At 53.5% G+C, this 20,515-nt stretch carries 19 protein-coding genes and 1 pseudogene; 7 read left to right on the plus strand and 13 right to left on the minus strand.

What is annotated here, in order from left to right:
• Window positions 1-241 precede the first annotated feature (241 nt).
• The 4 genes from xylF to xylR all read left to right on the plus strand — a co-directional run bounded on the left by xylF (window position 242) and on the right by xylR (window position 5,253).
• Window positions 242-1,234 carry a D-xylose ABC transporter substrate-binding protein gene (gene xylF, locus COO59_RS12900; protein WP_103060200.1) on the plus strand — a complete coding sequence of 331 codons (993 nt, stop codon included), beginning with the start codon at window positions 242-244 and terminating at the stop codon, window positions 1,232-1,234.
• 45 nt (window positions 1,235-1,279) lie between these two features.
• Window positions 1,280-2,812 (plus strand): xylose ABC transporter ATP-binding protein, encoded by a 1,533-nt coding sequence (locus COO59_RS12905; RefSeq protein ID WP_103060201.1) that lies wholly within the window; start codon window positions 1,280-1,282, stop codon window positions 2,810-2,812.
• Window positions 2,805-3,983, plus strand: coding sequence for a xylose ABC transporter permease XylH (gene xylH / locus COO59_RS12910; protein WP_103060202.1), 1,179 nt, complete (start codon window positions 2,805-2,807; stop codon window positions 3,981-3,983). Before COO59_RS12905 ends, xylH begins: the two co-directional genes overlap by 8 nt.
• Before the next feature lie 91 nt (window positions 3,984-4,074).
• The gene (xylR, locus tag COO59_RS12915; RefSeq protein ID WP_103060203.1) at window positions 4,075-5,253 is read left to right on the plus strand and encodes a D-xylose utilization transcriptional activator XylR; all 1,179 of its coding nucleotides are present in this window, start codon (window positions 4,075-4,077) and stop codon (window positions 5,251-5,253) included.
• A gap of 656 nt (window positions 5,254-5,909) precedes the next feature.
• On the opposite strand, the pseudogene COO59_RS21275 reads toward xylR, so the two are convergent.
• The 4 genes and pseudogenes from COO59_RS21275 to COO59_RS12935 form a co-directional block, all read right to left on the minus strand.
• Window positions 5,910-6,041, minus strand: a pseudogene (locus tag COO59_RS21275) (ROK family protein); the annotation flags it as partial.
• Window positions 6,042-6,060: 19 nt separating this feature from the next.
• A complete protein-coding gene (gene murP, locus COO59_RS12925) occupies window positions 6,061-7,503 on the minus strand; it encodes a PTS N-acetylmuramic acid transporter subunit IIBC (RefSeq protein WP_103060205.1) in 1,443 nt (480 codons plus the stop codon).
• Between the two features lie 2 nt (window positions 7,504-7,505).
• Window positions 7,506-8,414, minus strand: a complete 909-nt coding sequence (gene murQ / locus COO59_RS12930) for an N-acetylmuramic acid 6-phosphate etherase (RefSeq protein ID WP_103060206.1) — start codon at window positions 8,412-8,414, stop codon at window positions 7,506-7,508.
• A 153-nt stretch (window positions 8,415-8,567) separates the two neighbouring features.
• Window positions 8,568-9,653 (minus strand): porin, encoded by a 1,086-nt coding sequence (locus tag COO59_RS12935; protein WP_476738905.1) that lies wholly within the window; start codon window positions 9,651-9,653, stop codon window positions 8,568-8,570.
• A gap of 227 nt (window positions 9,654-9,880) precedes the next feature.
• On the opposite strand from COO59_RS12935, the gene COO59_RS12940 reads away from it, so the two are divergent.
• Together COO59_RS12940 and COO59_RS12945 are read left to right on the plus strand one after the other, a co-directional pair.
• Window positions 9,881-10,738: an SIS domain-containing protein gene (locus COO59_RS12940; RefSeq protein WP_409371600.1), complete on the plus strand. Its 858-nt coding sequence runs from the start codon at window positions 9,881-9,883 to the stop codon at window positions 10,736-10,738.
• Window positions 10,739-10,748: 10 nt separating this feature from the next.
• Entirely contained in the window at window positions 10,749-11,831 is a 1,083-nt protein-coding gene (locus COO59_RS12945; RefSeq protein ID WP_103060209.1) for a LacI family DNA-binding transcriptional regulator, read from the plus strand.
• A gap of 114 nt (window positions 11,832-11,945) precedes the next feature.
• Here COO59_RS12945 and COO59_RS12950 read toward each other — a convergent pair whose 3' ends face one another.
• Window positions 11,946-12,230, minus strand: coding sequence for a hypothetical protein (locus tag COO59_RS12950; protein WP_133158608.1), 285 nt, complete (start codon window positions 12,228-12,230; stop codon window positions 11,946-11,948).
• Window positions 12,211-12,726: a DUF2778 domain-containing protein gene (locus tag COO59_RS12955; protein ID WP_103060211.1), complete on the minus strand. Its 516-nt coding sequence runs from the start codon at window positions 12,724-12,726 to the stop codon at window positions 12,211-12,213. The genes COO59_RS12950 and COO59_RS12955 overlap by 20 nt, the downstream gene beginning before the upstream one ends.
• Before the next feature lie 351 nt (window positions 12,727-13,077).
• Here COO59_RS12955 and COO59_RS12960 point away from each other — a divergent pair, with 351 nt between their 5' ends.
• The gene (locus COO59_RS12960; protein ID WP_103060212.1) at window positions 13,078-16,176 is read left to right on the plus strand and encodes a beta-galactosidase; all 3,099 of its coding nucleotides are present in this window, start codon (window positions 13,078-13,080) and stop codon (window positions 16,174-16,176) included.
• A 160-nt stretch (window positions 16,177-16,336) separates the two neighbouring features.
• Here COO59_RS12960 and fliR read toward each other — a convergent pair whose 3' ends face one another.
• Genes fliR through fliL form a run of 7 tightly spaced genes read right to left on the minus strand, consistent with a single transcriptional unit; the run spans window position 16,337 to window position 20,464 of the window.
• Entirely contained in the window at window positions 16,337-17,122 is a 786-nt protein-coding gene (gene fliR / locus COO59_RS12965) for a flagellar biosynthetic protein FliR (RefSeq protein WP_103060213.1), read from the minus strand.
• Between the two features lies 1 nt (window position 17,123).
• Window positions 17,124-17,393 (minus strand): flagellar biosynthesis protein FliQ, encoded by a 270-nt coding sequence (fliQ, locus tag COO59_RS12970; protein ID WP_103060214.1) that lies wholly within the window; start codon window positions 17,391-17,393, stop codon window positions 17,124-17,126.
• 11 nt (window positions 17,394-17,404) lie between these two features.
• Window positions 17,405-18,118: a flagellar type III secretion system pore protein FliP gene (fliP, locus tag COO59_RS12975; protein ID WP_103060329.1), complete on the minus strand. Its 714-nt coding sequence runs from the start codon at window positions 18,116-18,118 to the stop codon at window positions 17,405-17,407.
• A 38-nt stretch (window positions 18,119-18,156) separates the two neighbouring features.
• Entirely contained in the window at window positions 18,157-18,513 is a 357-nt protein-coding gene (gene fliO / locus COO59_RS12980) for a flagellar biosynthetic protein FliO (RefSeq protein WP_103060215.1), read from the minus strand.
• A gap of 25 nt (window positions 18,514-18,538) precedes the next feature.
• Entirely contained in the window at window positions 18,539-18,943 is a 405-nt protein-coding gene (fliN, locus tag COO59_RS12985; protein ID WP_103060216.1) for a flagellar motor switch protein FliN, read from the minus strand.
• A complete protein-coding gene (gene fliM, locus COO59_RS12990) occupies window positions 18,936-19,949 on the minus strand; it encodes a flagellar motor switch protein FliM (RefSeq protein ID WP_103060217.1) in 1,014 nt (337 codons plus the stop codon). Before fliM ends, fliN begins: the two co-directional genes overlap by 8 nt.
• A gap of 5 nt (window positions 19,950-19,954) precedes the next feature.
• Complete coding sequence (gene fliL, locus COO59_RS12995; protein ID WP_103060218.1) at window positions 19,955-20,464, minus strand: flagellar basal body-associated protein FliL; 510 nt, start codon at window positions 20,462-20,464, stop codon at window positions 19,955-19,957.
• Between the last annotated feature and the right edge of the window lie 51 nt (window positions 20,465-20,515).

Raw genomic sequence — 20,515 nt, forward strand, 5'->3', positions numbered from 1 at the left:
GTCGCGTCGCAAAATAAGGCGTCCCGTTATTTTTTCCTCGCGTCAATACGCAAAAAATAACCTTTTTCAATGTCGTTATCGTTAAAAAATCGATCGCCATCATAAAACCAGCAATAAACCAAAAAACGTAACGCCGGGATAAAAATCAGTAATTGAAGAAAACATGCGGTCAGGTCAAGAATCCAACAGCCCGTTCAGGAACGTTCTGATAAAAAACACCTCAACCTACAGGGTAATGATAATGAAAATGAAACATACTTTACTGGCCGTTTGCGCCGCGCTGGCTCTGTTTAGCCAGGCCGGCAACGCTAAAGAGGTAAAGATCGGCATGGCGATTGACGATCTGCGCCTTGAGCGCTGGCAAAAAGATCGCGATATTTTCGTCAAAAAGGCCGAATCGCTGGGCGCCAGCGTATTTGTCCAGTCTGCCAACGGCAACGAAGAAACCCAGATGGCGCAAATTGAAAATATGATTAATCGCGGCGTCGATGTGCTGGTTATTATTCCTTACAACGGCCAGGTATTAAGCAATGTGATTGCCGAAGCTAAGCAGGAAGGAATTAAAGTGCTGGCTTACGACCGCATGATTAATAATGCCGATATTGATTTCTATATCTCTTTTGATAATGAGAAAGTCGGCGAGCTTCAGGCGCAAAGTATTGTTAAGCAGGTGCCGCAGGGGAATTATTTCCTGATGGGCGGCTCGCCGGTGGATAATAACGCCCGCCTGTTCCGCGCAGGGCAAATGAAAGTGCTTAAGCCGCTGATTGATCAGGGCAAAATCAAAGTAGTGGGCGATCAGTGGGTAGACGCCTGGCTGCCAGAAAATGCGCTGAAAATTATGGAAAACGCCCTGACCGCTAACAATAACCATATTGATGCGGTAGTCGCTTCAAATGACGCCACCGCCGGCGGCGCGATTCAGGCGCTTTCCGCGCAGGGGCTGGCGGGCAAAGTGGCTATTTCCGGGCAGGATGCCGACCTGGCGGCTATCAAGCGCATTATGAACGGTACGCAAACCATGACGGTATATAAACCGATCAGCAAGCTGGCCGACGACGCTGCGAAAATCGCCGTTGAATTGGGTAATGATAAACAGCCCCAGTCCAACGCCACGCTAAATAACGGCAAAAAAGAGGTTCCCGCCTGGCTGTTAACGCCTGTTCCGGTTGATAAAAGCAATATCGACAGCACCGTCGTCGCCGACGGCTTCCATAAAAAGAGTGAACTCTAAGCTCGCTGCCGCCGCCCGGCGGCAATTCCCTCGCTGGAGAGTGTGATGACGACGCTACTGGAAATGAAAAACATTACCAAGCGCTTCGGTGCCGTAAAGGCCGTAGACGATATTTCTTTGCGCCTTGAGCCGGGCGAAGTGGTATCGCTGTGCGGCGAAAACGGTTCCGGTAAATCGACGCTGATGAAGGTGCTGTGCGGCCTTTATCCGGCGGGCGATTACCAGGGCGAGATCCTGTTTTCCGGCGAGCCGCTGCGCCCCGCCAATATCCGCGATACCGAGCGCAAAGGCATCGTAATTATTCACCAGGAGCTGGCGCTGGTCAGGCAGCTCACGGTGCTGGAAAACATCTTCCTCGGCAGTGAAATCAGTCGGGGCGGCGTGGTGGATGACGAGACCATGGCGCTACGCTGTCAGCGGCTGCTGAAACAGGTGAAGCTGGATATTTCGCCGCATACGCGCGTCGGTGAGCTGGGTATTGGTCAGCAGCAGTTAGTAGAGATCGCCCGCGCGCTGAATAAACAGGTGCGCCTGCTGATTCTGGATGAGCCGACCTCGTCGCTTACCGAGCAGGAAACCGGCGTGCTGCTGGAGATCGTCAGGGATCTGCGCGATCACGGCATCGCCTGCGTTTATATCTCGCATAAGCTCAACGAGGTTAAAGCGATCTCCGACACCATCTGCGTTATTCGCGACGGTAAGCATATCGCCACCTGCCCGGCGGATGGTCTGAACGAGGACGATATTATTACCATGATGGTCGGACGCGAGCTGACCGCGCTGTACCCGCGTGAGCCGCATGAACAGGGCGCGGAGATTTTACGCGTGGAGAATCTTACCGCCTGGCATCCGGTTAACCGCCATCTGCGGCGGGTTAATAATGTTTCCTTTACGCTGCGGCGCGGGGAAATTCTCGGTATTGCCGGGCTGGTTGGCGCCGGACGCACCGAAACCGTGCAGTGCCTTACCGGTCTGTGGCCGGGACGCTGGGAGGGCCAGGTCACCATCAAAGAGCATCGGGTTAACCCGCGCCGCTGGGACTGCCAGCAGGCGATCCGTCACGGCATCGCGATGGTGCCGGAAGATCGTAAAAAAGATGGCATCGTGCCGCTGCTGGGCGTGGGGAAAAATATCACCCTTGCGGCGCTCGGCCAGTTTAGCAGCCCGTTTTCCGTACTGGATGAGGCGCGCGAACAGGTCGCCATTAATCAGTCTATCCGCCAGCTGCGGGTGAAAACTTCCTCTGCGGAACTGGCGGTGGGCCGTCTTAGCGGCGGCAATCAGCAAAAGGCGGTGATCGCTAAATGCCTGTTGCTTAACCCGCAAATTCTGATTCTGGACGAACCCACGCGCGGCATCGATATTGGCGCGCGCGTCGAAATCTACAAGCTGATCCACCAGCTGGTGCAACAGGGCATCGCCATTATTGTGATCTCATCCGAGCTGCCGGAAGTGCTGGGGCTAAGCGATCGCGTACTGGTGATGCACGAAGGACAAATCAAAGCTGACTTGCCGAACCATAACCTGACGCAGGAACAGGTGATGGAAGCGGCCCTGCGGAGTGAACATTATGCTTAAAACCAATACCGCTATACTGCCCGCCAGCGGCGGCGGCGGCGCGCCGGGTAAGCTGCGCCTGCTTAACCTGCAGGTGCTGGTGATGCTGGCCGCTATTTTATTGATTATGCTGTTTTTTACCTGGATGACCGACGGCGCTTATCTGAGCGCGCGCAACGTCTCTAACCTGCTGCGCCAGACGGCGATTACCGGCATTCTGTCGGTGGGGATGGTTTTTGTCATTATCTCAGCGGAAATCGACCTGTCGGTTGGCTCAATGATGGGGCTACTGGGCGGGGCGGCGGCTATTTTTGACGTCTGGCTGGGCTGGCCGCTGCCGTTGACGATTGCGGCCACCCTGGTGCTCGGCCTGCTGCTGGGCGCCTGGAACGGCTGGTGGGTCGCCTACCGTAAAGTTCCCTCTTTTATCGTTACGCTGGCCGGGATGCTGGCCTTTCGCGGCGTGCTGGTCGGGATTACTAACGGCACCACGGTCGCGCCCACCAGCCCGGCGATGTCGCAAATCGGTCAAAGCTACCTGCCGGACGGCATCGGCTTCGGCTTTGGCGTTATCGGCCTCGGCCTGTTTATCGCCTGGCAATGGCGGCTGCGGCTGCGTCGTCAGCAGATGGGGCTGGAGCAGCAGCCTGCCCGCAGCGCGGTATCACGCCAGACCCTTACCGCTCTGCTGGTGCTGGGCGCTATCTGGCTGTTGAACGATTATCGCGGCGTCCCTACGCCGGTGCTAATCCTGGCGTTGCTGATGCTGGCCGGTATGTTTATGGCGACCCGCACCGCCTTTGGCCGACGTATTTACGCGATTGGCGGCAACCTTGATGCGGCCCGCCTTTCCGGCATCAACGTGGCGCGCAACAAAATGATGGTATTCGCCATTAACGGCCTGCTGGTGGCCGTGGCGGGGTTGATCCTGAGCTCGCGCCTGGGCGCGGGTTCCCCTTCGGCCGGTAATATCGCGGAACTGGACGCCATCGCCGCCTGCGTAATTGGCGGTACCAGCCTGGCGGGCGGTATCGGATCGGTAGCGGGCGCGGTAATGGGCGCGTTTATTATGGCCTCGCTGGACAACGGCATGAGCATGATGGATGTGCCGACGTTCTGGCAGTATATCGTTAAGGGCGCCATTCTGCTGCTGGCGGTATGGATGGATTCCGCCACCCGGCGGCGCGTGTAATCATCGAAGCAGATCACAGGGCTCACTAATTTTTTTCTGCAGCTGGTTTCACTGTGGTAATCAAGATGCAGAATAAAATCCAGGAGTGATCATGTTTGAGAAGCGTTTTCGCATCAGCCTGCTGTTTAATGCCAATAAAATCTATGACCGTCAGGTGGTGGAGGGTGTCGGTGAGTATCTGCAGGCATCACAAACCGACTGGGATATTTTTATTGAGGAAGATTTTCGCTGCCGTATCGATAACATGCACGAATGTCTCGGCGACGGAGTGATCGCCGACTATGACGATAAAGCCATTGAGGCGCTGCTGCACAACGTGGATGTGCCGATCGTTGGCGTGGGCGGCTCTTATCATCGGCCAGAAGATTACCCGCCCGTACACTATATCGCTACCGATAACGCCGCGCTGGTGGAAAGCGCGTTTTTGCACCTGAAAGAAAAAGGCATTAACCGCTTTGCTTTTTACGGCCTGCCCGCCTCCTGCGGCAAACGCTGGGCGCAGGAGCGGGAATATGCGTTTCGCCAGCTGGTGGCGAAAGAGCGTTATCAGGGCGTGGTTTATCAGGGAATGGAGACGGCGCCCGCCTACTGGCAGCATGCGCAAAACCGCCTTGCCGACTGGCTGCAAACCCTACCGCAGCAGACCGGCATTATCGCCGTTACCGATGCGCGCGCGCGCCATCTGTTGCAGGTGTGCGAACATCTGAAAATCCCGGTGCCGGAGAAGCTGTGCGTGATCGGCATCGATAACGAAGAGCTGACGCGCTATCTGTCGCGCGTGGCGCTCTCATCGGTAGCACAGGGCACCCGGCAGATGGGCTATCAGGCGGCTAAGCTGCTGCATCGTCTGCTGGATCAACAAACGTTGCCGCTGCAGCGCATACTGGTGCCGCCGGTCAAGGTTATCGCCCGGCGCTCAACCGATTTTCGTTCACTGCACGATCCGGCGGTTATTCAGGCGATGCACTATATCCGCTTTAACGCCTGTAAAGGGATCAAGGTTGAGCAGGTGCTGGATGCGGTAGGCATGTCGCGCTCCAACCTGGAGAAGCGCTTCAAGGATGAAACCGGCGAGACCATTCATACCATCATCCACAGCGAGAAGCTGGAGCGGGCGCGTTCGCTGCTGGTCTCCTCTTCCATGCCGATTAATGAGATTTCGCAAATGTGCGGCTACCCTTCGCTGCAATATTTCTACTCGGTGTTTAAGAAAAGCTACGCCAGCACGCCAAAGGAGTATCGTCAGCAAAACGCCGAGGTGATAAGTTAAACAAGGCGATCGCCAGAGCGCTAATATGAGGGAAGTCTGGTCCGATAAGGAAAATATCAGGAAGATAAGCGCGGATTTAGCCGATCATCAGACTGTTTACCGCAGCATAAAGGCTCAACGAAGCCGGGGCGGTACTCTGCGCCTCACCTTAGGGTGAGGCTATTTTCTCCGATGAGGCGGCCGGACTTCAAACCCTTTTCTGGATGCCAACCGTGAGAGAACGGTCAGGCTGTTTTAGTTTTCTCAAATCAATAACGCATTAAAAATCACGAAAAGATAAATATTAAAATTCCCCGGCAGGTTTATTGCCAGAGGATAAAACCGGGTTCCTGACGTCCTATTGTGTTGAAAAATATTATATTTCTGTATATCAGGACAAAGCATATGGCTACCACATTGCGAAATAAAATAAAAAATCATTACAACAATCCAGGGATAACTTTTATCCGGATAAGGTAAGTGGTTAATAATGCTTTTCCGTTATTGCCGGTTTAATGAAATTTCTCATCATCTTACGCTAATAAATTTATGTGAATTTTAAACTTTAAAAACTAATTCTGGCTAATTATTCAGTACGGTTAGAAGCTTTACAAAGCTAACTCAATTTCAGGCTCCGCTTATTTCCGCACCCGCCTGCTCAGGTAATTTGCGTCTCGTTGCGATTTTAGCCAGTTACGCGGCTGTTTTTTCAGATAGCTGAACGAGGCGACCGTTTCCAGGCCGCCATAACGTCCGCAGTCGCAGGGCAATCCGTTCGGATTGACAAAGGAATGGCCAATCTGATCGCTGCGTACAGCCTGCCCTTTTTTAATCCAGATCAACGCCTTTATAACCGAATAGCCAGGTTACGCTAAACCCTGCCAGATAGGAAATAACTACGCCCGTGGCGTAAACCACCATCCCGGTATAAATCCCTTCTCCTGAAGTCATCAGCGGCAGTGACACCAGACCCGACGGGCCAAACACGGTATTCAAACCGATCGGCAGGCCGAACCAGGCCACCAGACCAATAAAGAAACCGCCGCAGGCGCCGCCGATGCAGGCGGTCACAAAAGGCTTCACGCGCGGAAGAGTCACTGCGTAGATCAGCGGCTCCCCAACGCCCAGCAGGCCAGGAATAATTGCGCCCTTCACCTGATTACGCGTAATCGAACCGGGCGCAGAGCGGAAGTAGAGCGCCAGTGCCGCACCAACCTGTCCGCCGCCCGCCATCGCCAGGATCGGAAAGAGTGAGTTGAAGCCCTGAACGTCCATCAGCGCAAAGTAGACGGGGATAAAGCCCTGATGAACGCCAAACACCACCGCAATCAGGAACAGACCGGCAAGAATGGCACAGCCAAGGGGATTACCGTTAAGGTGCAAAAACAGCCAGGACATCCCTTTAAACAGTTCGCCTCCAAAAGGCATGATCAGCGTAAACGTCAGCGCACCCGTAATAAGCAACGTAAGCATTGACGTCAGGATCATATCCAGACTATCAGGGATGACCTTACGCAGCTGGCGCTCGATCCAGGCGCCCAAAATTGAGGCGATCAGGACGCCGATAATATTCCCGCGCGGCTCAATTCCCATACCAAAGAAGTTTTCAATACCGGAGAAATAACCCGTTGTCGCTTCCGGGTTGTATCCCAGCAGGAACAGAGAGGCAATAATTGCACCGTTTACCCCGGAACCGCCAAACGCTTTCTGGGCGTTATAGCCAATCAAAACGGGCAGAAAGGTAAAAAGCCCTTTGCCAAAAAGCTTCATATAACCAACGATATGCACAATTGCGGTATTTTTCTCAGCGGCGTTGGTCAGCAGGCTCTGTTCAATTAAGGTGGCAAAACCCAGCAACATCCCTGCAGCAATGAAACCCGGTATCAGCGGCGTAAAGATGGTGGCAAATTTGGCAAGGAACTGATGTACCGGGCTGGTTTGTTTGGCCTTCATCTTTTGTTTGGTATCACTGGCAACCGAGGCAGCCGTCTGCGGATCGGTGGCCGTGGATGCGCCATTTGCCAGCATAGCATTCATCATTTCAGCGGCCGTTTGCGCTTTACCGGGGCCGAGAACGATCTGTAGCTGATCGTCGCCGTTAACGACGCCCAGCACGCCCGGCAGCGCCTTCAGCTTATCCTGCTGGATCAGCCGGGCATCATTGAGCGTCAAACGCAGGCGAGTCATACAGTTACCGCAGGCCTGGATATTATTTTTATTACCAACCAGTTGCAGGATTGAGGCAATCAATTGTTCAGTGATTTTGGCCATGGTTAAATCCCCGCCTTTATCAGCGCCTGGCGAATAAACCCACCGCTGGCGTGCAGGCATTGTTTTGCCTGTTCTGCGTTCAGGTTTGCCAGCACCATGACAATCGCGGTTTTACAATGGCCGTCACACGCTTCCAGCGCTTGTGCTGCCGTTTGCCGATCGCAATCAGCCGCCTCCATAACGATATTGATTTGGCGCTGCACCAGCTTCTGGTTAGTCGCTTCAACATCCACCATCAGGTTGCCGTAGACTTTACCGATACGGATCATCGCGCCCGTAGTCAGCATATTCAGCACCAGCTTTTGTGCGGTGCCCGCCTTCATGCGAGAAGAACCGGTTATAACTTCTGCGCCTACCATCGGTACAATCGCAATATCGGCAATTTGCGTTATCTCGCTGCCTTCGTTGCAGGCCAGCGCAACGGTGGTCGCCTTCAGACTTTTGGCATAATTCAGTGCAGCAATCACATAGGGAGTGCATCCACTGGCCGCAATGCCGACCAGGACATCGTTTGCGTTGAACTGATGATTTTTCAGGTCGTCTTCGCTCGCGCTCAGGCTATCTTCGGCATTCTCAACCGCCTGCAGGATGGCCTGTTGGCCGCCGGCAATTAATGCCACTACCTGCTCCCTCGGCGTACCGTATGTCGGCGGGCATTCGCTGGCATCTAAAATACCCAAACGCCCGGAGGTTCCGGCGCCGCAGTAAAACAAACGTCCGCCCTGCTGAAAAGCCGTCACGATGGCGTCAACGGCCTGAGTGATGGCCGGAATAACTTTCTCAACCGCCAGCGCCACTTTCCGATCTTCGTGGTTAATAACGCGCAGCATCTCTTCTGTCGAGAGCATGTCAATATTCGCACTCTGACTATTGCGGCTTTCAGTGGTAAGCGTGGATAAATCAATTTTCATTAGGGTAATGTCTCCGCTATTTATTGCTGTCGCCAGGCACTTAACGCTCCCTCCCCAACGCAAAGCTGTTTTGCGTTAGGAAGGGAGCCAGGTTTTAACAGTTAACCTAGTACCGTGCCTGACGGCGTCGTTTATTCCTGAGCGGCTGCGTGATTAGAATTCATAACGAAGCCCTAAATGGTAGAAACTTTCTGCGGCGGAGCTACCGCCAAACGATACGCTGCGACCGGTAAGCAGGTTCTGGCCATCATGGCCGTTACGCAGGATCCAGGCGCTGTAGACAGAGCTGCGTGGCGTCAGCCTGTACTGCGCTTCAAAGGTGGTATCCCGCAGCTCCAGCTTGTCGCCGCCCTGGTTGTTGAGATAACGGTAGCCTGCCCGCACCGTCCAGTCGCTATTGATGTCATAAACTGCGGTAAATTCATGATTCTTGTCTTTGCTGTCTGCATTGCCGTTGCTGTAGGTCACCGTATCCTGCGAATAGAGATAACCCAACATCAGTGAGCCAAGATAATAACGGGTGCCTATACCGCCATAGGTGAAACTCTCTGCGCCGTTGGTGCGGCTATTGACGCTCAGTTCGGCGCGCGTTTTCTGGAAAGCGATAACCGGCGCCAGCTTGCCTGCATCGCCCATATCCAGCGTATAGCGCAACGCCGCGTTATAGCCGTAATCCAGATCGGAGGTATTGTTGCCTATGATATAAGCGGTAGAGAAATCCAGCTGACCAAAGCTGTTCTGATATTGAACGGTGCCGTCCTGACGGAAAACCTGCACCGCCGTAGGATCGATATGCCGTGCCTGACGACCGGTGGAAACATCCGAACTGGCAAAGACATCGCCAATATCAGTAAACATGATCAAACCTGATGACACGCGCCCGCCGGTGATCTTGCCATATTCGGCCATATCCAGCCCTGCCCAAACATAGCGGGCAGTCAGGCTGTCATTTTCACCTTCCACATTGTTGGCATACTCAGCGGAATTTACCTGATACTGCGCAAGGCCAATCAATGATAACGTGTCATTCACCGGCTGACGGCCGCTGACGCCAAGCCGTCCATCAAAGTCGCCCTGCACATCACCCGTTTTTTTGTCGGAGATATTGAAGCCCAGACGGCCATAAATATCGACGGCTGAGCCATCTTTTCCTTTATAAACTTCTGCGGCCTGCGTCATAGCTGGTGCCAGAAAAGCCAGCATTAAAAGCATGCAATTCCTTGTTTTCATTATCATCATTTCCTTTGCTTAAGAGTTATCAGAACTAAATTCAGATAAATAATCTATTATTTAGATTTAAATAAAAAGGAATAATTTATTCATTGTAAATAAATGTGACAACCTTCAAAGGCTGGAGCAGACGAAGGGCAACGTGGGCGGGATTCAGGAGTTATCACGCCAGGCGGTTGCCTTTCTGCCCGCAGGAAGAGATGATCGATGAGGATTTTTTGTGGAGAACCATTCTGGTGCTATACCGACAAAAATTGATTGAAAATCTGGAGCGTTTTACGCCCGGAGAGCGCAAAATCGCTGACTTCATTATTGCCAGCCCCGATCTGTTAAAAGAGCTCTCTTCTCAGCAGATGGCTGAAACGCTGGGCGTGAGTCAGTCGGCGATTGTGAAATTTGCGCAAAAACTTGGGTTGCGCGGTTTCACAAAATTTAAAATGGCTCTTGTTGAAGAGTGGGGACAGCAGATTTCTGATCACAAACAGAATTCATCGCACCTGCACAACGACATCAGCAGCCAGGATTCTTTATCCGTTGTTGCGGAAAAACTCCTGAGTGAAAAGCTGAATGCGGTGCGAAAAACCACGGACAGCCTGGATATGGTTCAGCTTAAGACCGTTACCAATCTTATTCAGAGCGCGGCGCGTATCCACATCGCGGCTATTGGCAGTTCCGCCCTGGTGGGTAAAGACCTGGCATGGAAGCTGATAAAAATTGGCTTTAACATCTTCAGTGAATATGACAGTCATGTGCAGCTGACCATTGCTCAGACGTTAACAAAACAGGATGTGCTGCTGGCCATCTCCTTTTCCGGTCAACGCAAAGAAGTGCTGCTGGCCGCAGAGATCGCAAAAAATAAAGGCGCGACGGTCGTGGCCATCACATCATTACAGGATAGCGAGCTCAGAAAACTGGCCGATTACACGCTGGATACCGTGTCTGATGAACCTCGCTGGCGCAGCTCTTCTATCTCTTCACGCAGCGCGCAATTTTGCGTGACCGATCTGTTGTTTATGGCATTGCTACAAATTAACGACAATGAAGGGATAAAAATGATTGAGCAAAGCAGAAGTCATATCAAAAAATTATTGTAAGGAAGCCGGGATGAAAGCGAAGCCGACCACCCTGTATGATGTGGCGCAGCACGCCGGGGTCTCTTACCAGACCGTGTCACGGGTGATAAACCAGGCGGGAAACGTATCAGAAAAAACCCGGCAGAAGGTGGAGTCGGCAATGAGCGCGCTGAACTACGTGCCTAACCGCGTAGCGCAGCAGCTGGCGGGGAAAATTAGTCACACTATCGGGCTTGCCACTGCCGATCTTGCGCTGCATGCGCCTTCTCAAATTGCCGCCGCCATCAAATCCCGTGCCGGAGAAAAGCATTTTAACGTCGTGATCTCAATGACCGGGCAGAGCGGCGCGGCGGCAGCCAGAGCGGCCATTAACAATCTGCTGGCGCAGCGCGTAGACGGGCTGATCGTTAATATTCCTCTGCAGGACGAGGATGCGCAAAGCCTGATGACGCTGTGTCAGGAGGTGCCGGTGCTGTTTCTTGATGTCTCGCCGCAGCTGGACGCCAATAGCGTTATTTTCGATGCTGGCGAAGGCGCGCGTTTGGGCGTGGCGCACCTGCTGGAGCTTGGTCATCGCGAGATTGCGCTGCTGGCCGGGCCACAAAGCTCGGTTTCGGCGCGTTTGCGCTTTGACGGCTGGCAGCAGACGCTGGCGCAACAGCAGCTACGGCCCGTAGCGGTAATGGAAGGAGACTGGAGCGCGCTTTCCGGCTATCAGCAGGTTGCGCGGCTGTTGAATGAAGGCGCCCGGCCCGGTGCGATTCTGGTGGCTAACGATCAGATGGCATTAGGGGCGCTGCGGGCAATTTCAGAGGCGGGCCTCAGGGTGCCAAATGATATATCGGTTATCGGTTATGACGATACCGCCGACAGCGCCTGCTTTATTCCGCCGTTGACCACCATCAGGCAGGATTTCAGGAGTTTAGGTAAAAACAGCGTGGAGCGGCTGGTGGAGATGATTTATCAGCCTGATGCGCCAACGCGTTCCGATCGGCTGCCGGTCAGTCTGGTGGTACGTAAAACCACCGCTTCACCGGAAGAAGAGACGCTTTCCCCGCAGGCGCTGGCGGATGCGCTAATGCAGCTGGCGCACCAGGCGGCGCGTCTGAAATAGAGATTAAGAGAAATGAACCTTAACCATGAGAAAGCAGAGCGGTTAAGGTTTACTAATATTATGGTGTATAAATATCGGCATAGTTATATTGTCAATTATATGCAGCTTTAGATTTTAAATATTATCAACCTTACTGAAGCCATTTTTTCTGGCGTATTGAGCCATTCTAATAATGAGAAAATAAATAAGCGCGGCAAGGGAGAAGATAACGATATAATTAATATCATAATAAACATCATCCAGATCTTCACGGGATGCGCCATCATAAATAAAATTGGCTACAGAAGCCGAAAAATCGCAATTAATGTATTTATAGGGATCGCCAATTAACCTTCCAATACCAATAGCCAGCAAAATAAAAAACAAAAAATTAACTAATCTACGGACAAATCCTGGCATGATGAATAACCTCAATAGTTCCGTATGCCATCAGACCACTACGACCGGGCACAGGCATTTTGCGCGTTCTTAACAGTTCATTACGCAGCAAGGCGTAATGAGTATTACGTACCAGCGTAATACAGCCCCAGGAAACGCTTCCCGGATGCAAACGAAAATGTTTACGCTCAACGCCCTTTATCCAGGTGTAATCAACAATTTTCCCATCGTCACGATAAAGAGCAAACCATTCAGAGCGCATAAATTCAGCGTTTGAAAAAACAATATTCGTAAAATCTTTTATCCAGGCTCTCGTTTTAGACCATACGCCCCCAGCAGGACGGTCAACAATCCAGTATTTACCCGTCGGAATCGGGCCACTGCCAGGAATAATGCTACATCCGCCGTGATTGCGGTACAGGCCATCTCCTGAAAAATCCATAAATGTGCCGATTCCATTAAAAATAAGCGGTGAGAAGTCAGCATCATTAATAACAAACCTTCCATATAAAGCCATAGATGCCTCCATGCTCCCTGATGAGTTATCCTGACTATATCGCCCCATTTATTGCCCCTTCCTTGTGATAAGGGAAAGATATGATTAACTATCGGTCATCAATAATGAATGGCAAAAAATTACAGCGCCACGCCCGTCCATAGCACAGGTATTGCCTGAATCCTGTAAGCTTCGCCCGTTTGCAGCAGGCTGATGCCAGCAAAACCTTTTCCTGAAACTTCTCCGGTTACGCCTTCCACGATTATTTGTGAATTCCATCACCGATTGCGGTTACGTGACTTTACATGCCTGCCCGCCAAAACCATATTGCCGGTAAATGTGAGCGCATCGCAATTGCATAAGGAAAAGGACATGATCGTAACAGCAGGCACGCCCGCCGCCACGCTAAGCGCCATTCTGGCACGCCGCGACTGGGAAAACCCGGCGGTAACCCAACTTAATCAGCTCCCTGCCCATCCGCCATTTTGCAGCTGGCGATCGCCAGTGGCGGCGCGGGACGACTTGCCCTCCGCCAGCCGGCAAAGCCTGAACGGACGCTGGGCATTTAGCTATTTTTCCCGACCGGAAGCGGTGCCGGAAAGCTGGCTACAGCAGGATCTGCCCGCCGCGGATCGGATTAACGTGCCCTCAAACTGGCAAATGGCGGGCTACGATGCGCCAGTTTATACCAATGTTAACTATCCGATTCCGGTTAATCCGCCCTTTGTTCCGGCAGATAATCCTACCGGATGTTACTCGCTCACATTAACGGCTGACGAAAACTGGCTGGCTTCCGGTCGGACGCGTATCGTTTTTGACGGCGTGAACTCCGCTTTCCATCTGTGGTGCAACGGTCACTGGATCGGCTATGCCCAGGACAGCCGTCTGCCCTCAGAGTTTGACCTGAGCGCGGTGCTGCAGCCGGGCGCTAATCGCCTGGCGGTAATGGTGCTGCGCTGGAGCGACGGCAGCTATCTGGAAGATCAGGATATGTGGCGCATGAGCGGCATTTTCCGCGATGTCTCGCTGTTGCATAAGCCACACACCAGCATTAGCGATCTGCAGGTGATTACCCAGCTGAATGAAAGCTTCAGCCAGGCCGAACTTAAAACGCTGGTGGTGGTTAACGGCGAGTCGCTGCAGGATGTGCAGGTAACGACGCAGCTCTGGTTCGGTGAAGAGATGCTGGGCGAGCGTCAGCAGCTGCTCGGCAGCGAGATTGTCGATGAGCGCGGCGCCTGGAAAGATCGCACCACGCTGCGCCTGTCGGTTGCCGCGCCGCAGCTCTGGAGCGCCGAAACGCCAACGCTCTATCGTCTGGTGGTGCTGCTGCATGACCGTAGCGGCGCTCTGCTGGAGGCGGAAGCCTGCGATGTTGGCTTCCGCAAGGTAGAAATCTCGCAGGGCCTGTTGAAGCTGAACGGCAAACCCCTGCTAATCCGGGGTACTAACCGCCATGAACATCATCCTGAAAACGGTCAGGTGATGGATGAAGAGACCATGCGCCGCGATATTCTGCTGATGAAGCAGCATAATTTTAACGCGGTGCGCTGTTCGCATTACCCGAATCATCCGCTCTGGTATCGGCTGTGCGATCGCTACGGGCTGTATGTAGTGGACGAAGCGAATATCGAAACGCACGGCATGGAGCCGATGAACCGCCTCGCCAGCGATCCGGTCTGGCTGCCCGCGATGAGCGAGCGCGTAACGCGCATGGTGCAGCGCGACCGTAACCATCCATCCATCATTATCTGGTCGCTGGGCAACGAATCGGGGCACGGCGACAATCACGACGCGCTCTACCGCTGGATTAAATCTAACGATCCGACACGGCCGGTGCAGTACGAAGGCGGCGGTGCCAACAGCGCGGCGACCGATATTATCTGTCCGATGTATGCACGCGTCGATCGGGATCAGCCCTTCCCGCAGGTGCCTAAATGGTCGATTAAAAAATGGATCGGCATGCCGGATGAGCATCGTCCGCTAATCCTGTGCGAGTACGCGCACGCCATGGGCAACAGCTTTGGCGGCTTCCATAAATACTGGCAGGCGTTCCGTCAGTATCCGCGTCTGCAGGGCGGCTTTGTCTGGGACTGGGTCGATCAGTCGCTGACCCACTATGACGATAACGGCAAGCCGTATGCCGCTTACGGCGGCGACTTTGGCGATAAGCCGAACGATCGCCAGTTCTGTATGAACGGCCTGGTGTTTGCCGATCGCACGCCGCATCCGGCGTTATTTGAAGCGCAGCAGGCGCAACAGTTTTTCCAGTTTACGCTGAAAAACATGGCGCCGGTGCAGCTGGAAATCAGCAGCGAATATCTGTTCCGCCACTGTGATAACGAACAGCTGATCTGGACGCTGGCGCAGGAGGGCCGCACGCTGGCCAGCGGCACGGTTAAGCTGGAAATTGCGCCTGAAGGTACGCAGCTGATTACGCTGAACGATTTGCCCGCCATTACCGCCAGCGGTCAGGCGTGGCTGACGGTGCAGGTGCAGCAACTCGCCGCCACCGCCTGGTCTGCAGCCGGCCATATCTGCGCCTGGCAGCAGTGGCGGCTGGCCTCTCCGCTGACGCTGCCGCCGACGCCGGTTGGCGTGGGCGAAGCGCCAGAGCTCAGCGTCAGCGAGCACGCCTTCGCTATTCAGCTTGGCGAACAGCGCTGGCAGTTCAGCCGTGAAAACGGCCTGCTGACGCAGTGGTGGAAAGCCGGTGAAGCTGCGCTGCTGCAGCCGTTACAGGATCAGTTTACGCGTGCGCCGCTGGATAATGATATTGGCGTTAGCGAAGCAGCGCGTATCGATCCCAACGCCTGGATTGAGCGCTGGAAAGCGGCAGGCTTTTATCAGATGGAGCCGCAGCTGGAGCGCTGCGAAGCGGAGCGTCTCAGCGGCGAAGTGCAGCTGCGTACGGTTCACAGCTGGCGTTATCAGGATCAGATCCTGTTTATCAGCCGTAAAACCTACCGCATCGACCGTACCGGCGAACTGCATATCAGCGTGGATGTGGATGTCGCTACCGGCATACCGGCACCGGCGCGTATCGGCCTCACCTGTCAGCTGGCGCAGGTACAGCCGCAGGTAAGCTGGCTCGGCCTCGGCCCGCATGAAAACTATCCGGATCGTCAACAGTCCGCCCGCTACGATCGCTGGCAGCTGCCGCTGGAGGCGCTCTATACGCCTTACGTTTTTCCCAGCGAGAACGGCCTGCGCTGCGATAGCGAGTGGTTACAGTATGGCGACAGCGAATGGCGCGGCCGCTTCCACTTTAATCTCAGCCGCTACAGCCAGACGCAGCTGCGCGAAGTCACGCACCGCCATCTGCTGCTGCAGGAGCCGGGAAGCTGGCTGAATCTGGACGGGTTCCATATGGGCACAGGCGGCGACGATTCCTGGAGTCCCAGCGTCTCGCCGGAATATCTGCTACAGAACAACCATTATCATTATGAAGTGAGCTGGGTACGTAGTTAACCTGCGCTGAGCGCTAGCCGGGGCAGGTCTGGTCAGTCTGCCCCGCGTTGACCTTAAGGTAAACGTGATGTATTACCTAAAAATAGCAACTTCCGGTTGTTCGGGCGGTTCTGCTGCTTTTACTTTTTCATTATGAGAGCCTGCTTTCCGACAAGCTGGTTTAGCCGGAATGGAACAGCAGCATAATTTGCGCAAGGCGGTTAAAAACCACTTCCATCAGGTGATAAAAGAAAGGCGCGAAGTTATTCATCAACAGCAGCAGCGCCAGCATCCCTACGCTGAGCGTCAGCGGGAAACCGACGACAAAAATTGATAGCTGCGGCGTCAGGCGGTTAAGTAATCCGAGCGTCAGGTTTATTGTCAGCAACAGCGTAATTAACGGCAGCCCCAGCGCAATGCCGAACTGAAAAACCAGCCCGCCCATGTGGGCGACCGCGCTAAACGCATTACGGCTCAGCGGCGCACCGCTCACCGGCAGCAGCTGAAAGCTTTCCGACAGCACTTCCAGCATCAGCAAATGGCCGTTAAACAGCAGAAACAGCAGAATGGCCAGCAGGTTCAGAATGCGGGAAATAACCGGCATATTATCGCCACCGTTAGGATCGTAAAAGGTGGCGAACGAAAGGCCCATCTGTAGACCGATAATCTCGCCGGCGTAGCGCACGGCAACAAACAGAAACTGGATAGTCAGGCCCATCGCCGCCCCGATCAGCAGCTGCTGGCAGCCGACCCATAATCCCATAATTGAGATTAGCGGGATCGTGTTATCGGGCAGATTCTGCCCCAGCAGCAGGGCGATAACCGCCGCCAGCCCAACCTTGACCCGGTTGCCGATCGCCTTGTCGTTAAATACCGGCGCGGTGCTGAACAGCGCCAGCACGCGCATTAGCGGCCAGAAGTAATGGCTCACCAGCAGCGGCAACGTATCCAGCGACAGGCTCTGCATCTTAGCCAATCATCTGCGGCAAATTGGTATAGAGCGCCCGCATATAATCAAGCATCGTTGACAGCATGCTCGGCCCAAGCGCGACAACCACCGCGACAATCACCAGGATTTTCGGAATAAAGCTCAGCGTCATCTCATTAATCTGCGTGGAAGCCTGCAGAATACTGACGACAAGGCCGGTGATCAGCGCCGCCAGCAACAGCGGTGCGGCCAGCATCAGTCCAACCCGGATGGCCTGGAATCCCATAGCCATTACGCTTTCTGGCGTCATCTGTTATCCCGTCAGTTGATAAAGGTCTGGGCCAGTGAACCCATAATCAGCTGCCAGCCATCCACCAGCACAAACAGGATCAGCTTGAACGGCAGTGAGATAGTGGCCGGCGGTAGCATCATCATCCCCAGCGCCATCAGCACGCTGGCGATCACCAGATCGATAATCAGAAATGGAATGAATACCGCGAAGCCGATTTGGAAACCGGTTTTTAGCTCGCTGGTGACGAAAGCGGGCAGCAGAATACGCAGCGGCACATCGTCCTGGCTGGCGTAGTTATCCACTTTCGCCATGCGGGTATAAAGCGCCAGATCGGCCTCACGCGTGTGGCTTAGCATAAAATCACGCATCGGCTTCGCCGCCAGCGGCAACGCCTCTTCCATCGTGATCTTATCCTGCGACAGCGGCACCCAGGCATCTTCATACACCCGGTTAAACACCGGCGACATAACAAAAAAGGTGATAAACAGCGCCAGCCCCAGTAGCACCTGATTAGGCGGCGTGGAGGGCGTTCCTAACGCGTTACGCAGCAGGCCCAGCACGATAATGATGCGGGTAAAACCGGTCATCATCAGCAGAATCGCGGGTAAAAACGTCAGAGAAGTCAGCAGAACCAGCGTCTGGATCGGCAAAGACCAGCTTTCGCCGCCGCCGCCCCGCGTCAGCAGAATATCGCCGTTGGCGGCCCAGGCCGCATGCGGCAGCAGAAGTAAAGGCAGCAGCATCGCCGACCGATAGCGCTGTACAGCGTGCAATAGAAGACTCATTGTTCAGGTTCCGCTTTGCCGCGTTTCAGCAGGCGCTTCAGGGTAAGCTGAAAATCTGGCGTAGCCACGGTCTGCGCCTCTGCGGATTGACTAAGGCGGCCAAGGCGAGTAATCGCGCCGGGCGTGACGCCCAGCAGTAGCCGCTGACCGTCAACCTCGACGACGACCAGCCGTTCGCGCTGGCCAAGCGAATAGCTGCTTTTCACCGCGATCGACGAGCCATGCGCGCGGGCATGTCCGGCCAATCCACAGCGACGCGCCAGCCAGGCGCAGGAAATAATCAACAGGACGACAATCGCCAACGCGCCGCTCACCTGAGTTACCAGCGAGAGAGTCGTAGAAGCATCATTCATGACAGGTCTGCGTTCCGGTTAATTATCACCTGCTTAAACGCTGCATACGTTCAGAAGGCGTAATAATGTCGGTAATGCGGATGCCGAACTTATCGGAAACCACTACCACTTCACCCTGGGCGATGAGATAGCCGTTAATCAGAATATCAAGCGGCTCACCGGCCAGTCCGTCCAGCGTCACCACCGAACCCTGGCTCAGTCGCAGCAGCTCTTTAATCGTCATTTTGGTACGACCCAGCTCCACGGTCATATTTACCGGAATATCAAGGATAAGCTTAAGATCTTCGCTAAATGCGGCAACCTGCGTCTCTTTCGTTATAACCGGTGCGTTGGCCTGACTTTCCGTAGTCTGCTGCTCGGCCAACGCTTCCCCCCAAAGGCTGTCTGTTGACTGATCTTCAGTCTCAGACGGTTGTTTTGCGTCACTCATGGGGATATTGCTCCTTATTTAATGACGGTAAATTAGGGTTTAATAATTTCTCGACTTTGAGGGCATATTGGCCGTTAACACAGCCATAGCTGCCTGACAGAACCGGGTAACCATCAACGAATGCTTCAATACTTTCCGGCTTGTCCAACGGAATAACATCGCCATTTTGCAGCGCGAGAATTTTTGACAGGCGCGTTTGTACGTCGGTGAAATTCGCCACCAGCTCCAGTTCGGTATCTTTTACCTGCGAAGCCAGAACCGTGCGCCACTGATCGTCTTCCTGCTGCGAATTTTCCAGCGGCGGGTTACTTAATAGCTCACGTAGCGGCTCAATAATGCTGAAAGGAATACAGATATCGAACTCACCGCTTTGCGAGCCTATTTCCACATAAAAGGGCGTGGTGACCACGATATCGTTTGGTGACGAGGTGATATTAGTGAATTTAACCTGAATTTCGGCGCGAACGTATTCGGTTTCTAATTTGAAAATAGAGCTCCAGGCGTAATCATAGGCTTCCAGCGCCATCGACAGCATTCGCTTAATAATACGCTGCTCGGTAGGCGTGAATTCACGTCCTTCCACCTTGGTCAGAAAGCGTCCGTCGCCGCCAAACAGGTTATCAACCGCCATAAAGACCAGGCTGGGCGAGAAAACAAACAGCGCCGTTCCGCGTAGCGGGTTCATATGCACTAAATTAAGGTTGGTCGGCACCGGTAGGTTGCGGGCAAATTCATGATAGGGCTGAACTTTTATATTTCCAGCGGTAATATCCGGACTGCGCCGTAACAAATTAAACAACCCTATACGAAACTGACGGGCGAAGCGTTCATTAATGATCTCAAGCGAATGCAGACGTTCGCGCACTACGCGGCGCTGCGTATTAGGATCGTAAGGCTTGATCGCCTCATCGCTAGTCAGGACTTCGTCAATATGTTCAGTTTCACTACTGCCGCCGCCGTTTAACAGGCGATCAATTTCGGCCTGCGATAATATGCTATCAGACATGGGCGTTACCGTAATATAAAGGCGTTAAACAAAACATCCGTGACAACCACTCCCGATTTTTCATCAAGAGGCGTGGTTAATACCTGTTTAATGTCCTGGATTAGCTGTGACTTACCTTCGTTGAGAGATAACTCCTCCGCGCTGTGGCCGGAAAATAACATCAATAAACGGCTACGCACTTCCGGCAGGTATTTTTCAATTTTGCTTTTATCATCTTCATTATTCACGCGCAGCGTTAAGCCTATATAAAGTACCCGATCGTATTCTTCACCGGCTGGCTTCAGGCTAACGGTAAATGTATCCAGCGGGACATAAACAGGCGTTATCGGCTCGGTAACTTCTGTTTCTTCAGGCGGTTCGCTGTCTGACAACATGCGTGCCTGCATATTTTTCATTTCATACATGGTCCAGGCGGCAATAGAGCAGGCGCCTACCGCCAGTAGCAGAATGACAAGAATAAATAGCGAACGTAATTTACTTTTCCCTGTCGTCGTCGACTTTTTCTTATTTGGCATCGAATTAACAATTCCTGTTATAAACTACCTGACGTTCAATTATACAAATCC

This window comes from Mixta theicola (assembly GCF_002895925.1).
In the GTDB taxonomy this organism is placed as follows: domain Bacteria; phylum Pseudomonadota; class Gammaproteobacteria; order Enterobacterales; family Enterobacteriaceae; genus Mixta; species Mixta theicola.